Origin of the sequence: Clostridium beijerinckii, assembly GCF_008705175.1 — a bacterium.
Lineage (GTDB): Bacteria > Bacillota > Clostridia > Clostridiales > Clostridiaceae > Clostridium > Clostridium beijerinckii.
The window spans coordinates 1,942,323-1,957,382 of sequence record NZ_CP043998.1 but is presented as its reverse complement, the minus strand read 5'-3'; the positions used below and the strand labels follow the sequence as shown (position 1 = coordinate 1,957,382).

Sequence of the window (15,060 nt, the reverse complement as noted above, 5' to 3'; positions counted from 1 at the left end):
TTGCATATATATGCATAAATATACACATTATTTCATTACTCCCCTAATTAATGGAATAAATAATTCTTTATGAATAGTTTTTTTCAACTTATTTTGCTCATTGACTTGATATTTAATCAATATTTAACTATAGTAATTGTATGTATAAAAATATTAATAAATAAATTTAGGAGGGATTATTGTGTATAATATTGCAATAGTTGGGGCTACTGGAAATGTAGGTAGAAAATTTTTAGAAATCTTAGAAGAAAGAAACTTTCCAGTAAATAATTTATATCTTTTTGCATCAAAGCGATCTGAAGGAAGTACTCTATCATTTAGAGGAAAGGATTATGTAGTTGAAGAAACTTGTGAAAAGAATATAAAAGATAAAAAAATAGATTATGCACTATTTTCAGCTGGCGGAGATGCTAGTACAGAATTTGCACCTATTTTTGCGCAATATGGGGCAGTAGTAATTGACAATAGCAGTGCATGGAGAATGGACCCTGAGGTGCCACTTGTAGTACCAGAAGTTAATCCAGAAGATATCAAACTTCATAAAGGAATAATTGCAAATCCAAATTGTTCAACAATCCAAGCAATGCCTATAATGAAAGCTTTACATGACAAATATGGAATTAAGAGAATAGTTTATTCAACATACCAAGCAGTATCTGGAGCTGGTGTCCAAGGTATAAGAGATTTAGAAGATGGTGTTAAGGGTGTTGCACCTAAGAAGTTCCCTTATCCTATCGCTGGTAATGTTTTACCTCATATAGATGTATTTTTAGAAGATGGTTACACTAAAGAAGAAGAAAAGATGATTAAAGAAACTAGAAAAATTCTTCATGAACCAGATTTAAGAGTAACTGCTACTACAGCTAGAGTTCCAGTACTTAATGGGCATAGTGAAAGCATCAATGTTGAACTTAATTCTGAATTTGATATAAAAGATATTTTCGAATTATTTGGAAACACTCAAGGTGTAACTGTATATGATAAAGTAGACGAATTAAAATATCCAACTGCTCTTGAAGTTTCAGGAAAAGACGACGTTTATGTTGGAAGAATCAGAAGAGATTTTAGTGTGGATAATGGTTTAAACCTATGGGTTGTTGGTGATAACATAAGAAAAGGTGCAGCACTTAATGCTATTCAAATTGCTGAAATAATGATAAAAGATAATAAATAGTTCTTAGTAATTAAGTTGGAGGAATCTGAATGTCAATATTTCAAGGCTCAGCTGTAGCTATAGTTACGCCATTTAATGAAAATGGAATAAACTTCGAATCACTTAAAAATTTATTAGAATGGCACGTTAAAGAAGGTACTGATGCCATTGTAATTTGTGGTACTACAGGTGAAGCTACTACGATGACAGAAAAAGAGAAAAAAGATGCAATTAAATTTACAGTTGATGTAATAAACAAAAGAATTCCTGTAATTGCAGGAACCGGTTCAAACAATACTGCTGCTGCTATTTCAATGAGTAAATATGCTGAAAGCGTTGGAGTAGATGGACTTCTTGTTATTACACCATATTACAATAAAACTACTCAAAATGGTTTGATAAAACATTTTAAAGCTATAAATGATGAGGTTAATACTCCTATTGTACTTTATAACGTACCGAGTAGGACAGGTGTTAATATTGCACCTAAAACTTTAGCTAAGCTTGCTGAATTAAGCAATGTTGTTGCGATAAAAGAAGCTAGCGGAAATATCAGCCAAATACTTCAAATGAAGGCGCTTTGCAGAGATTCTATAGATATTTATTCTGGTAATGATGATCAAATTGTATCTATAATGTCTATTGGAGGTATAGGCGTAATTTCAGTTTTAGCTAATATAATTCCAAGTAAAGTTCATGAAATAGCTGAAAAATGTTTAGCTAATAAATTTAAGGAAGCTTTAGATATTCAATTAGACACATTATCTTTAGCTAATACTTTATTTTTAGAAACGAATCCAATCCCAGTTAAAACAGCCATGAATCTTATGGGCCTCGATGTTGGTCCTTTAAGGCTTCCACTTTGTGAAATGGATAATAACAATGAGGAAATACTAAAAGCTGCTTTGCTAGATTATAAATTGATATAAGGTGATAATATGATAAAAATAGTATTAAATGGTTGCTCAGGTAAGATGGGTAAGATGATTACAGAGTGCGCTGATAAATTTAAGAACTTAGAGATTGTTGCTGGAATTGATAAATTTCCAAGTAATGCTCCATATCCTATCTTTGAAAGCACTGAGGATTTAAACATCCAATATGATGTTTTATTAGATTTTTCAAGAGCTGATGCTCTTCATAGTCTATTAGAAATAACAGAAAAAACTAACAAACCATTAGTAATATGTTCAACTGGCTTTACACCAGAAGATTTATCTTTAATAGATGAAAAGAGTACTACTCTTAAGCTATTTAGATCAGGTAACATGTCTTTTGGTATTAATTTAATTAATTCTCTTTTAAAGAAAGTAACTCCTCTACTCTATGGAAACTATGATATTGAAATAGTTGAAAAGCATCATAATCAAAAGGTGGATGCTCCAAGTGGAACTGCAATTATGCTTGCTGATTCCATAAAAGACTCTATAGAAGATACAACAAAGTACATCTATGGAAGAGAAGGAAATTCCAAAAGAGAAGAAAATGAAATTGGTATACATGCAGTTAGAGGTGGTGGTATAATTGGAGACCACGATGTTATCTTTGCCGGAACTGGTGAAGTAATAGAATTAACTCATAAAGCAATTTCAAGAGAAGTTTTCGCAGTTGGTGCTCTAAAAGCGTGTGAATATATGGCTTCTGTATCTCAACCTGGATTATATGACATGAGTGATGTTATAGGAATTCAATAAATTAGTTACTAATTAAAATAAATAACTGTACTATAGTTTCTAGGAATTTAGATGGATGATTCTAAGAATAATAACCATCTAAATTCCACTGAAACATATTATAAATGCTTATATTACTTATTTTAAGTGATATAAGCATTTATAATATTACATCTACTTGTATTATTAAATATTCTATATAAAGGGAATCAATAGAATTTAAATAATTCTGTTCATTCATCTTGCATCTCCACCCTAATATTCCCACTTATTTTTCTTCATATCAACATGATTACTATTTTTAAAGGATACACCTTCTTCTAATAGCAGAAATCGTTGTTCATCCCACCCTGGTACCAATCTTCCAGCATGATTTACCACGCGATGACATGGATATTGCCCATAAAATTCTGCCTGACTAAGAATCTTCCCAACAAGCCGTGCATTTTTGTCTCTGCCAATAAGAATAGCAATTTGTCCATATGTAGCTACTTTCCCTTCAGGGATTTCTTCTACAACTGAAAGTACTTCATAAATTAATTGTTCATTCATTATCTTTTTCATACATTCACCTTTTATAATAATCCTTGCTTGAAGACATTGCGATATTTTGCACCATATTTTAATATTTAATCTTCTGTTTTGATGATATAATACTAACAAAAAAATAAATATTGTGTCAACGTAACACAGTGAAAAGTAGTTATAATGAATTACCTGTTAAATTTACTTAAGCCTATTTCGGATAGTTATTGAGTTTTTTACTTTGTTTAGCAAGTTCCCACGCTCGGCATACCATGAAGAAAAAAGCACCTGTAAAAACAGATGCTTTCATATCTATATCTTTATAAGTATTTTTAATACCTTAACTATTCTTTAATATAAGAGCAACAGTAATCTGCCACTTCTTTTACTATTAGACTGAATTTAGAGTTTGCAGGTACTATAAAAGTATCTCCTTCTTTGTATGTATCAAATTTATCTGAACCTGGTAATTTTACATCCATTGCCCCTCCTAGGATCTCCATTACCTCTTTATCTCCAGTTCCAAATTCGTAATCCCCAGGTAACATTATCCCCAAAGTTTTTCTTTCACCATCTTCAAATATGATGGTTCTGCTAGTTACATTTCCATCGAAATATACATTTGCTTTTTTTACTGCTGTAACATTTTTAAATTCGCTCATTGTTATGCCCCCTATTTTTATTTATTATTTATATTAAAGAGTTCATTAAATAATAGCTTATCTTATTGTTTCTAAAACTTTTAATTAGCAATTTGTGAAATTTGATTTTAAAAATCTTTCAAATCTATCAAATGCCTCTTTTAAAATTTCATCACTATAGCAATATGAAATTCTCATATATCCTTCCCCTAAATCACCAAAGGCTGTACCTGGTACGCAAGCAAGCTTTCCTTCATTTAATAACTTTTCACAGAACTCTTCAGAAGACATATTGAACTTTTTAATTGAAGGAAATATATAAAATGCTCCCTTAGGTTCTGCAACTTCCAAATTAAGATCCCTTAATCTATTCAAACAGTAGTCTTTTCTTCTTTCAAAGGTCTTTCTCATATTTTCTACATCATTTAAAGATTTTTTTAGCCCTTCAAGAACTCCATATTGTGCAATAGAAGGTGCACACGAAACACCATATTGATGTACTTTCATTATTTCTTTCATGTACTGTTCACAGCATGCAACATAACCTATTCTAAGCCCTGTCATAGAAAATATTTTAGAGAACCCACTTACATATATGACTTTATCTTTTATTTCCTTTGCCTGTGCTACTGAATAATAATCATCAAAAATTATAGACGAATACATTTCATCTGTTATTACTATAATATTTTTATTTTTTATTAATTCAACAAGTTCGTTTCTTTGCTCCTTAGATAAAATTGCACCTGTAGGATTTGATGGAAATGACAACATTAATACTTTAATGTTTTCATTCTCTAATTTTTCTCTAATTTTATCTAAATTTAATGTAAAATCTTCATTTAAAGGATATGTTACTACATCTGCCCCTATCATTATAGAAATATTTTCATAAGCTGGATAAGCAGGTCCAGGTATTAATATTTTATCTCCTGAATTCATAACAGCAAATAATACTGAATATAATCCTTCACTTCCACCAACTGTTATGCATATTTCATCTTTATTATATTCAATATCAAATGTTCTTAAGTAATTACAAATTTCTTCTCTAAGTTCGTCAACACCTGCATTTGATGTATAAACTGTTTTATTATCTCTTATAGCCTGAATCATAGCCTCAGATATATCTATTGGCACAGGAAAATCTGGCTGTCCGATGGTTAGTGATATTGCTCCTTCAACTTTCTTAACTTTCTCTGCAAATCTTCTTATTCCCGAGATTTGTATTTTCTCTACTTGTTTATTCATAATTTATGCGCCCCCGTTTTGCAATATAAACTTATTTTACCTCATTAATAAAATTGATTCAAACTATTTGTGTTTTTTTACTTATTCCCCTTTTAATTGCGTTCAATCTTTATTATAATAAGGATGATTGCGAAAATAATGGAAAGGGTGATATAATGTCATATAATTTAACGGATCCTTATGAAATTGCTAGATTTATTAAGGAATCAAAAAAATCTACTCCAGTAAAAGTCTATGTTAATGGAGATTTAAGCAATGCTGAAATGAATGATGTAGAGTGGTACGGTTCTAACGGATTTTATATACTAATGGGAGAATCTGATTCTATAACTAAAATAGTTTTAGATAATAAACATCTTATAAAACACTTTAGAATAGAAAATGATAGAAGAAATTCTGCTATTCCAATGCTAGATTTACTTGAAGTTGACGCTAGAATTGAGCCAGGTGCTATCATCAGAGATAAGGTTACTATTGGTAAAAATGCAGTAATAATGATGGGTGCAGTAATAAACATTGGTGCTGAAATCGGAGATGGAACTATGGTTGACATGAATGCTGTAGTTGGTGCTCGTGGGCAATTAGGTAAGAATGTTCATCTAGGTGCTGGTGCTGTTGTTGCTGGAGTATTAGAGCCACCAAGCAAAGAACCATGTATGATTGGCGATAATGCCTTAATTGGTGCTAATTCTGTAATCCTTGAAGGCGTTAAGATAGGTGCAGGTAGCGTTGTAGCTGCTGGTTCTGTTGTTACAGAAGATGTTCCAGACAACGTTGTTGTAGCTGGTTCTCCTGCTAAGATAATCAAGGCAGTAGATGACAAGACAAAAGATAAAACTCAAATATTAGATGACTTAAGAAAGTAATTATTTTTTATTAGAAATTCAAAATTACATAATATATTATTGAGAAAGTACCTATCAGATGTATAAAGTTAATATACTGGTTATTTCTCATAATTAAATAAAAGGTTTCAATAAATCTATATTAATTGAAACCTTTTTATTTACCAAAAAAATACTATATTTATGTTACATAATGCTTATAGCTTTTTCGAATTTAGAATATTTATTTTAATTAAATAAACAATTCTATACTGCGCCCTCTTCTCCAGTGCTCTCTTCCTTATTAGCTCTTTCCATTTTTGAGATTGATACCTCATATGCAATCTTTTTCACAACTTCACTATCAGATACCTTTTTTTGATATTCTCTGCTTTGAAGTCTTCCCCATACCTTAATATTATCTCCAACATTTAAAGTTTGACAGAATCTTGAGTTCCTTCCCCAGGCAATAGTTGGAATATAATCTGATTTATTGTATGCTCTATTTACGGCAAGTAATACATCTGCAATCTCACGTCCAAATGGTGTAGTTCTATAAATAGGCTCCTTACAAATGTATCCATCTAAAAATATTTCATTGGGATTTTTACTTCTTTCTAGACATGGTTCAATGTTTCTTGCAAAAACAGTAAGTATTAGCTTGTTAGATCCATCAATAAACTTGTTATAAGATCTAAGTTGACCTTCAACAATTATTTCAACACCCTCATCAAGCTTTATGTCACTTAGTAATCTTTCTGAAACAGTAATATTTAATTTATCTACTGAATCACTTAATCTCATTACATCTAAATCAAAAGTGTAGAAACCCTCCCCATACATTTCATGACTAAACTCTAATCCAGATGTTACCTTGCCTTCAAGGTAAATTTTGTTATTTAACATCAAATTATCCATTGTAATCCCTCTCTCCATCGGAAATTATTTTATTTTGTGTAATATATGCTCCCACTAGCATATATTACCATTATAATACAAAAACTAGTTTATTTTCAATAAATATTAATTATTTTTATCCGATGACTAACTGCCCTTAGTAAATCACAATTTTAAAGATAGTAGTAAGTGGCACTAGTCCCTGGATAAGTTCGTCTAAGATTCAGCCCCAGCTGAATCAAGTTTCACTTTATGTTGAATCCCTTGATTGTCTACGCTATAGTTATCTGAATATATCATTTGACCTACTGATTTAAACTCATATCCTTTATCCTTTAGTTCTTTAATAATTCTATCTAAATTATTTGGAGTATACTTTGCATTATTATGAAAAAGAAGTATAGATCCTGGTTTAACGTTTTTCATAACTCTGTTATATTCAGTTTCTTCAGATATCTCTTTCCAATCTACAGAATCAACACTCCATTGAATTGGTACATATCCTAGGTTTCTTACTTTTGAAAAAGCCTCTTTATTATAATCTCCACTTGGAAACCTAAATAGCTTAGGTCTCTCACCTGTATATTTTTCAATTGTATCATTAGTCTTTTCTATCTCCTCTTTCATTCTATCTGCTCCTATTTTAGTGAACATAGGATGTTTGTAGCTATGATTACCTATTTCATGCCCCCTCTCCTTTATTGCCTTAAGCTTCTCCACATTGTCCTTGCTGTAATTTACCCATCCCCCCATTATGAAGAATGTTCCTTTTACATTATATTTGTCCAATATGTCTAATATTACATTCAAATTATCTTTTTCTGCCCAATTTATATCAAATGTTAAACTAATAACTTTTTCATTAGTATCAACACAATATATAGGATCTTCTTCCTGAATGTTACCCATTGCCTGTATCGCTTTGCTAATCCCTATAGATATAAATACTAAAAAGATAATCAAAAATATGTCAATACCGATTCTCTTTTTCTTCCACGTCACTTTCCATGCTCCTTTTAACTTTATATTTTATATTTAAACTATATGCATTACATATTTTTTTATGCTATTAAGTAAACTTAAACTTATAAATTATGATATACTCCTATTCACTAAAAAAAAATTTGTGTTATAATAAAAGGAGATTTTCATCAATTATGGAGGTAATTATGTACGAAAGTTCATCAGAATTAGCAGAAAATAAGTTATTAATGTTATATGTTTTAAAATCAATAAAAAATCCTATATCAAATACTCAGCTTACTGAAATAATTCTTGAAAATAACTTTATTAATTATTTTACATTCCAGCAATATTTATCAGAGCTTGAGGAATCTAAATTCGTTGAATATCATGATGTAAATGATAAAAAATTATTGATATTAACAGAAAAAGGAGATAATGTTCTCTCTTTATTTAAAGATAGAATATCCCCTTCAAAAATGTCTACTATTAATGACTATATAAAAGAAAAAATAGAGTCTATAAAAAAGGAATTAACTATACATTCTGATTACACATTAGGTGCAAACGATAGTTTTATTGTTAACCTTAAAGCTGTAGAAAACGACTCGTTATTAATGGAATTAAAATTATCAGTTCCATCCAAAAATCAAGCTACTTCAATTTGTGCTAAATGGAAAGAAAATCCTTCCGAAATTTATACCAATATAATAAGTTTATTAATTAATTAAAGTTACTTTTATCGATTTAAGACATAATCAAAAAAATAATATTTCCATCGGCCACGCCTATTTTCCACAATTGGAAGTTTGACTCGCATGCGCTCACTGAGTAAGCGATTCACACCAAATCATAGATTTGGGTTCTCTGTTTATCAGCGGAATGCCCTAATAGCAGGCTATGAGGCCATTCTAATTTCTTGCCTGATAAAAAATAATCATGGTATTTTGGACTTGTTATTTTCTTTCATATGTCTAAGTTAAAGTCATACCATTGGGTTCATTTCCTATTGGTATGGTTTTTATTCTCCTATTTTTCATATCTATTATCTTCAGTACTCCATTCAAAAAGTCTCCAACAAATATGTTATCTCTAGATTTCACTATTCCTCTAGGCATTCCGCCAATATCAATTTTTTCCTCTTCTTTAAGTTCATTTAAATTTACAATACTTATAGAACCATCACATAAATTAGAAACATATAGGAAGCTGTCTTCTTCAAATAAATCTACTGGCGAGTGTCCAACTTGAATTTTATTTATTAATTCAAGAGTATTTAAATCTATTATTCCAACACTACCATTTTTATCACGCCCAAGATAACTCATACATACGTATAAATATTTTTTATTTTGTGATACGCTTATCTTTGCAGGAGTATTTTCTACTTTAATTCGTTTTATCTCCTTATTATTTATATAGTCAATTATAGATATACTGTCATCTCCCATATTACTTATAAAAACTAAATTTCTATCTTTTAATAATGTGATATTATGAGGAAATCTTCCTGTTGGTATTTCGAAATTAATCCTATCATTTAGCAAATCGTATATTATTAAAGAGTCAGATTCTCCGCACGAAACATAAGCAATATCATTATAAGCCACTATATCATTTGGATGCGCTCCTACATATATATTGCCTTCTTCTTTAAAACTATTAAAATCTATCAACGATATGCTATTATTATAGTTATTTGCAACTAATAGCTTATTTTTATATAATGATAATCCATGAGGGCCAAATGGACCTTCACCAATAGATAAAACTATATTTTGAGTATTTAGATTCTCAGTGTTTATTTTATTCAAACTATCTGAACCAGTATTGCATAAAACAATATAACTCACTCCATTCCCCCCTTTTAAGATAATCATTCTACTATCTATAATATATTCTGAATATATATTATTGGTACAACTTATTAACTTCATTATCTTTATTTATTGACAAATTTCTTGTATAATAAAGTGAGCTTAACTAATTACATTTTCAAAGTAAGTAATTTTGGAAAATTCTTTATAGCTGCTTACTTTTCATGTATATAGTTATATTTTATCTTAAGGAGTGTGTGGAATGTTTTCATATAAAACAACTGGTGTTTGTTCATCTACAATAAATCTTGAAATTGAGAATAATATTCTTAAAAATGTAGAATTCGTTGGAGGATGTGCTGGAAACTTATTAGGCATTGGTCAATTAGTTAAAGGTATGCCTGTGGATGATATAATAAAAAGATTAGGTGGAATAGATTGCAGAAATAAAGGAACATCTTGTCCTGATCAGCTATCAAAAGCACTATTAGCTTGGAAGAAAGAAAATTCTATAAACTAAAAATAGATTATAAATTTCTAGCAATAATTTATTCAATTTTGCTAACATAAAAACCATGCATAAGTAAAGAAACTCTTCTTTCTTATGCATGGTTTTTATGTTTTATTGAACTTCAATCCGTACTATTTTTATTGCAAATAGTCTTCTCTCTCCCCAGATAGTAATGATAAAGTATTTGTTATTTCCTCAATTACATCTTTATAACTTAGATATATTTGAATTTTTATAACACTATAATCTTCACTTATCTCTTCTACTTTTCCATAAAGATATTTACCTTTATCTATTAAATTCTTTAATATTAAATTATTGTCTCTTGGAACATACCCCATTACAAATCCTTCTGTTGTTATAACTTCAATTGCATTTTTATCATATTCATTATCAAAATCTCTTTTTAAATATACAATATCCTCTTCCAATAATTTATTGTATATTTCACTCATATCAAAGTAGCTTGTTCCAGCAATGTTTACACTGGTTAAATATATATCTTTAACATGAGCATCAATATGCATATTCTCATCTATTTGGACATATTTTTTATTCTTTTTGCTACTTGATTTAATCAAAAGTGAATTTAATGCTCTTCGTACATCACTAACAATCTCTGTGCTAATAGCGTCCTTAATAGTTTCTTTATCCAATGAATCAAACTCGTCTTTAAATCTTTGAAGATTTGCAGCCGCTTGAATTCTAGTCTCAATTAAAGGTGATTTTAGCGCCTGAAAGTTAATATCCTTATACTCATCTATAAAATCTTCATATTGTGCATATTTTATAATTATAAAGAAACAAATTTGTGCTATATCCTCATAAAGTAAATTTTCTATTTTTAATTCATCCTGTCCGCTTAATATTTCAGTCATTGGTAATTTTCCCAACCCTAATTTAAAAGCACATTTTTTTATAGCCTTATTTCCAATGGAAAATGCATATTTATATAAAAGTGCATTTGTATAATCTCTTTTTATAATTAATTCAAATTCACTTTTCTTTAATCTGTACTTCGTTCTATCTGCACAACTTATTAATATACTACTTTCAATTTCTATATTGTGAACTTCATTCGCAATTACATTATGCCACAACTCTTTCTTGCAAATTTTTTTACAATTATCTACTATTTCTTTATAATCATTATTTAACTTATACGAATTTGAATTTCCTTTATTCTTATATTCATCAATAATAATAGCTTCTATTGAATATAAAATTGAAACTACAGCATATAACGAATATATGCCACCACTTATATTATCAATAATTTCTAATAACTTATTGCAAACTTTTGTTGAATACTTAATATCATCCAAACTATAGTCTGAAAGCAATGTACTGAAAGATTTTGCAAAAACTTCAATCTCTTCTTTTGAAAATTTTGTATCCTCCAAATAGCTCAGAAGATCTAACGAAAGCATAGTGTAAGATAATAATTCCGTAATGCCAACACTATTATCACAACCTTTTTCAATCATCCATTTTTTTATCTCATAAGTTGTAGGAGTAAGATTCATTATACAAAATATCTTCCCATATCCTTTAGATCTTTTTGAAATCTCAAAAATTATATTATTACAACTTCCAATATATTCATATGACTTGATTGTATAGAAAATATATTCATTATGAATAGAAAACACATTTAATATATCCTTCAAGTTTTTAATGCTGCATATAGGCGAAAGTAATATCCCTAATTTCACCGCTTCTGAATACGAACTCTCTTTAAGTAAATTATTTACTCTCTTGCTCATTGCTTGTAACATCTCTTTATTATTCTCCATAGAGTCTTTGAAGATTTTAATCAAGTTTTCATAATAACCGATGATTGGATTTAACGTAATATAATCATGGACACTTGATAATTTTTCTTCATCCAAAGCATAATTACATAAATGTCCTACTAGCTCACTAGCTAGCCTATTCTTTTCATAATCCTGAAGTTTACGAACTTTGTTCGTAATAATCTTAAATTCCCTTCTTCCAGCCACTTCAAAGTCTTGATAGCTATATAGTGTATCTGGATTTCTATCACGAAATTCTTTTAAATCATAATAGATTGAGTTCTTATTATTGATGTAATTTTCTATTTCTATCTTAACCATATAACTTTCACTACTCCTTTTAATCAAAATTCCGAAGCTTGCCTCGGAATCTTTTGATTTATATTCTTTTAGACTAATTCGGAAAATATATGTGCCCCAATTCTACTTATTAGGAAATTTATTTCTTATAATTTTTCTCATATCTCCAATCATGTATAATGATCCACTAACTACAATTAAATCCTCTTCCTTAGCTTCTTTTAACGCTAGAGAAAAAGCCTCCTCATAACTTTCTAATGCAATAGTATTTGAATTATAGTTTAATATTTCCTCTTTCAAATTTTCACTAAGTTCAGCTCTTTCACTATGTGGTGTAAGTGCATAAACTTTTTCAGCTAATGGTGTTATTTCCTGTACCATTTCTTTTACTTGCTTATCTGCTAAAATACCAAGCAATAAGTATAATTTATTATATTTAAAATACTTTTCTATATTTTTTCTAAGAGCTTTAATTCCATCTATATTGTGTGCCCCATCAATTACTATCGTAGGTTTCTTTTTTAAGACCTCGAGTCTTCCTATCCATACAACTTCCTGTAAAGCTTTCTCAATTAAGCTTGTATTTAATTCTATTTTTTCATTCTCGCATAATACCTCTATTGCACTTAAAGCAACTCCCAAATTTAATATTTGATGTTCTCCAAGCAAAGGAAATTTAATCTTATATATATTTTTAATACTTTTAACAACTACATTTTGATAAAAATCATCATAATTGATATCAACCAATTTTCCATTTTGTTCATTCACAAAATATACTTTTGATTTTTTTTCTTCCGCTATCTTTAATATTACTTCTTCTGCCTCTTTTTTTTGAGGATAGAGTACAACCGGTATATTTTCTTTTATAATTCCGGCCTTTTCTTTTGCGATATCTTTTAAATTATCACCCAATATATTTATATGATCTAAACTTACTGATGTTATTACACTAACCTTAGGCGTTAATACATTGGTAGAATCTAATCTTCCACCAAGACCAACTTCAATTACTCCATAATCTATTTTTTCTCTATAGAAATGCAAAAACATTAATGCAGTTATGATTTCAAACTCAGTAGGATGTTCATATCCTTCTTCAATTACTTTATTAACTACTAATTTAATTTCTTCTACTAAGTCTACTAATGATTTTTTGCTAATATTACTTCCATTTATTTGAATTCTTTCTTCAAATTCTTCTAAATATGGGGATGTATACATTCCGACTTTATATCCCATTCCAATTAATATTTTTGATATCATAGCTGTAGTTGATCCCTTGCCATTAGTCCCTGCAATATGGATAAGTTTGAGTTTTTCATGAGGATTTCCAAGTAACTCTAAAATTCTAAAAGTTCTTTCAAGTCCATAATTAGATCCAAACTTCCCCACGCTTGTAATATAATCCATTGCTTCTTTATAAGTCATGCTCATTTTTCTTACCTCTTTGTCTTTTATGTTTTTCTATAAATGCAAAATCTAAATAGTATGTATTTACTTTACATTATATCTTAATTCTAGTGAAATGACTAATTAAAAGCTAAACAAAAACATCTCTGTATTAAATTTATTCCATAATTCTTCAAGAAGAAACTCGAAGGCGACTGTGGTTAAATTCCGTATTGTGCCTTTGCGCCCTTTTCATAATATCTATAATCTTCTTTTACACCAATTTCTAAACTTATCAAATTCACTTAATAATAGAGATATTAATATACTAGCTAATAAAATAGACAATATAATCAACACAGAATTTGTAACTGAAATTTCAATTTCCCAAAACAATATTACTAACTTTATTCCCGTAAAAATTAATATACATCCAACTCCATATTTCATGAACTTGAACATATTATTCATCTTTTCTAATATATAGTACATACTTCTAAGTCCTAAAATCGCAAAAATATTAGATGTATAAACTATGAAAGTATCCGTTGTTATAGAAAAAATAGCTGGGATTGAATCTATTGCAAAAATAATATCTGAAAATTCTATTATTAAAAGTACTATAAAAAGAGGTGTAGCATAAATGATCTTATTCTGCCTAACAAAAAATTTATTTCCATGCAAAACATTTGTTATAGGCATTATCCTTCTTAAAATCTTAACTGCCAAATTATCATGAAATTGAATATTATCATCTTCCCTAAGAAATATTTTTGCACCACTAAGTAGCAATAATACTCCAAAGATAGATAATATAAAACTAAATTTATTTACCATAGCTACGCCAAGTAAAATGAAAATTAACCTTAATACCATCGCCCCTATAACGCCATATAGAAGTATCCTTTCCTGGTATTCTTCCTGTATTCTAAAACTTGAAAATATCATCAGAAATAAAAATAAATTATCTAAACTTAACGACATTTCTACTATGTAACCACCAAAGTATTCTATTGCTGATGTTTCACCTCGTGTGTAATATATAATAATATTAAATAAGATTGATAAGGATATCCAAAAAATTAAGTTAAGTAAATGCCTTCTCGCTTTCAAAATTCAAACGCCTCCATATATATTATTCTAGAATTATATATATTAATAATCCTCCTATTATATCCTTACCTTTCAAAAATTTTTAACTTTTTTCATTTTACTAACTATATAATAATTGAAATTATTATGATGATAATAATTTAATGCATGTTTGTTTATATGCTATAATAGCTCCCTTATCTTTTAGAGTAAAACTTTTAAAAA

At 28.9% G+C, this 15,060-nt stretch carries 15 protein-coding genes; 6 read left to right on the top strand and 9 right to left on the bottom strand.

Annotated features, from left to right (window positions below; all coding sequences use genetic code 11):
* The first annotated feature begins 181 nt into the window (after positions 1-181).
* From F3K33_RS08905 to dapB, 3 genes are read left to right on the top strand one after another with little or no spacing between them, the layout of a single operon-like run.
* The gene (locus F3K33_RS08905) at positions 182-1,174 is read left to right on the top strand and encodes an aspartate-semialdehyde dehydrogenase (RefSeq protein ID WP_011969120.1); all 993 of its coding nucleotides are present in this window, start codon (positions 182-184) and stop codon (positions 1,172-1,174) included.
* Between the two features lie 29 nt (positions 1,175-1,203).
* Positions 1,204-2,082, top strand: a complete 879-nt coding sequence (gene dapA, locus F3K33_RS08900; RefSeq protein WP_011969119.1) for a 4-hydroxy-tetrahydrodipicolinate synthase — start codon at positions 1,204-1,206, stop codon at positions 2,080-2,082.
* A gap of 9 nt (positions 2,083-2,091) precedes the next feature.
* Positions 2,092-2,847, top strand: a complete 756-nt coding sequence (gene dapB, locus F3K33_RS08895; protein ID WP_039772374.1) for a 4-hydroxy-tetrahydrodipicolinate reductase — start codon at positions 2,092-2,094, stop codon at positions 2,845-2,847.
* Between the two features lie 234 nt (positions 2,848-3,081).
* On the opposite strand, the gene F3K33_RS08890 is transcribed toward dapB, so the two are convergent.
* The 3 genes from F3K33_RS08890 to F3K33_RS08880 form a co-directional block, all read right to left on the bottom strand.
* Positions 3,082-3,390 (bottom strand): MGMT family protein, encoded by a 309-nt coding sequence (locus F3K33_RS08890; protein WP_039772373.1) that lies wholly within the window; start codon positions 3,388-3,390, stop codon positions 3,082-3,084.
* 305 nt (positions 3,391-3,695) lie between these two features.
* Entirely contained in the window at positions 3,696-4,013 is a 318-nt protein-coding gene (gene ppnP, locus F3K33_RS08885; protein WP_039772372.1) for a pyrimidine/purine nucleoside phosphorylase, read from the bottom strand.
* An 84-nt stretch (positions 4,014-4,097) separates the two neighbouring features.
* The gene (locus tag F3K33_RS08880) at positions 4,098-5,243 is read right to left on the bottom strand and encodes a pyridoxal phosphate-dependent aminotransferase (protein ID WP_039772370.1); all 1,146 of its coding nucleotides are present in this window, start codon (positions 5,241-5,243) and stop codon (positions 4,098-4,100) included.
* Positions 5,244-5,398: 155 nt separating this feature from the next.
* Between F3K33_RS08880 and dapD the strand changes: the two genes are divergently transcribed.
* Positions 5,399-6,109 (top strand): 2,3,4,5-tetrahydropyridine-2,6-dicarboxylate N-acetyltransferase, encoded by a 711-nt coding sequence (gene dapD / locus F3K33_RS08875; RefSeq protein ID WP_011969114.1) that lies wholly within the window; start codon positions 5,399-5,401, stop codon positions 6,107-6,109.
* A 225-nt stretch (positions 6,110-6,334) separates the two neighbouring features.
* Here dapD and F3K33_RS08870 read toward each other — a convergent pair whose 3' ends face one another.
* Together F3K33_RS08870 and F3K33_RS08865 are read right to left on the bottom strand one after the other, a co-directional pair.
* Positions 6,335-6,985 (bottom strand): single-stranded DNA-binding protein, encoded by a 651-nt coding sequence (locus tag F3K33_RS08870; RefSeq protein ID WP_011969113.1) that lies wholly within the window; start codon positions 6,983-6,985, stop codon positions 6,335-6,337.
* Positions 6,986-7,180: 195 nt separating this feature from the next.
* Positions 7,181-7,966: a polysaccharide deacetylase family protein gene (locus F3K33_RS08865; RefSeq protein ID WP_039772368.1), complete on the bottom strand. Its 786-nt coding sequence runs from the start codon at positions 7,964-7,966 to the stop codon at positions 7,181-7,183.
* A 167-nt stretch (positions 7,967-8,133) separates the two neighbouring features.
* Between F3K33_RS08865 and F3K33_RS08860 the strand changes: the two genes are divergently transcribed.
* Complete coding sequence (locus tag F3K33_RS08860; RefSeq protein WP_011969111.1) at positions 8,134-8,658, top strand: DUF4364 family protein; 525 nt, start codon at positions 8,134-8,136, stop codon at positions 8,656-8,658.
* 243 nt (positions 8,659-8,901) lie between these two features.
* On the opposite strand, the gene F3K33_RS08855 is transcribed toward F3K33_RS08860, so the two are convergent.
* Entirely contained in the window at positions 8,902-9,780 is an 879-nt protein-coding gene (locus F3K33_RS08855; protein ID WP_039772366.1) for a YncE family protein, read from the bottom strand.
* Between the two features lie 226 nt (positions 9,781-10,006).
* Between F3K33_RS08855 and F3K33_RS08850 the strand changes: the two genes are divergently transcribed.
* Entirely contained in the window at positions 10,007-10,264 is a 258-nt protein-coding gene (locus tag F3K33_RS08850; protein WP_011969109.1) for a TIGR03905 family TSCPD domain-containing protein, read from the top strand.
* Between the two features lie 128 nt (positions 10,265-10,392).
* Here the strand turns inward: F3K33_RS08850 and F3K33_RS08845 are convergent, their stop codons facing one another.
* The 3 genes from F3K33_RS08845 to F3K33_RS08835 all read right to left on the bottom strand — a co-directional run bounded on the left by F3K33_RS08845 (position 10,393) and on the right by F3K33_RS08835 (position 14,856).
* Positions 10,393-12,372: an HIRAN domain-containing protein gene (locus tag F3K33_RS08845; protein WP_039772364.1), complete on the bottom strand. Its 1,980-nt coding sequence runs from the start codon at positions 12,370-12,372 to the stop codon at positions 10,393-10,395.
* Positions 12,373-12,474: 102 nt separating this feature from the next.
* Complete coding sequence (locus F3K33_RS08840; RefSeq protein WP_039772361.1) at positions 12,475-13,788, bottom strand: bifunctional folylpolyglutamate synthase/dihydrofolate synthase; 1,314 nt, start codon at positions 13,786-13,788, stop codon at positions 12,475-12,477.
* Positions 13,789-14,004: 216 nt separating this feature from the next.
* On the bottom strand, positions 14,005-14,856 hold the full coding sequence (locus tag F3K33_RS08835) for a TerC/Alx family metal homeostasis membrane protein (protein WP_051144861.1): 852 nt from the start codon (positions 14,854-14,856) through the stop codon (positions 14,005-14,007).
* Positions 14,857-15,060: the final 204 nt, after the last annotated feature.

Excerpts from the sequence above, each read along its gene's own strand:
- dapA (WP_011969119.1), top strand. The coding sequence starts at position 1,204 with ATGTCAATATTTCAAGGCTCAGCTGTAGCTATAGTTACGCCATTTAAT.
- dapB (WP_039772374.1), top strand. The coding sequence starts at position 2,092 with ATGATAAAAATAGTATTAAATGGTTGCTCAGGTAAGATGGGTAAGATG.
- F3K33_RS08890 (WP_039772373.1), bottom strand. The coding sequence starts at position 3,390 with ATGAAAAAGATAATGAATGAACAATTAATTTATGAAGTACTTTCAGTT.
- ppnP (WP_039772372.1), bottom strand. The coding sequence starts at position 4,013 with ATGAGCGAATTTAAAAATGTTACAGCAGTAAAAAAAGCAAATGTATAT.
- F3K33_RS08880 (WP_039772370.1), bottom strand. The coding sequence starts at position 5,243 with ATGAATAAACAAGTAGAGAAAATACAAATCTCGGGAATAAGAAGATTT.
- dapD (WP_011969114.1), top strand. The coding sequence starts at position 5,399 with ATGTCATATAATTTAACGGATCCTTATGAAATTGCTAGATTTATTAAG.
- F3K33_RS08870 (WP_011969113.1), bottom strand. The coding sequence starts at position 6,985 with ATGGATAATTTGATGTTAAATAACAAAATTTACCTTGAAGGCAAGGTA.
- F3K33_RS08860 (WP_011969111.1), top strand. The coding sequence starts at position 8,134 with ATGTACGAAAGTTCATCAGAATTAGCAGAAAATAAGTTATTAATGTTA.
- F3K33_RS08850 (WP_011969109.1), top strand. The coding sequence starts at position 10,007 with ATGTTTTCATATAAAACAACTGGTGTTTGTTCATCTACAATAAATCTT.
- F3K33_RS08845 (WP_039772364.1), bottom strand. The coding sequence starts at position 12,372 with ATGGTTAAGATAGAAATAGAAAATTACATCAATAATAAGAACTCAATC.
- F3K33_RS08840 (WP_039772361.1), bottom strand. The coding sequence starts at position 13,788 with ATGAGCATGACTTATAAAGAAGCAATGGATTATATTACAAGCGTGGGG.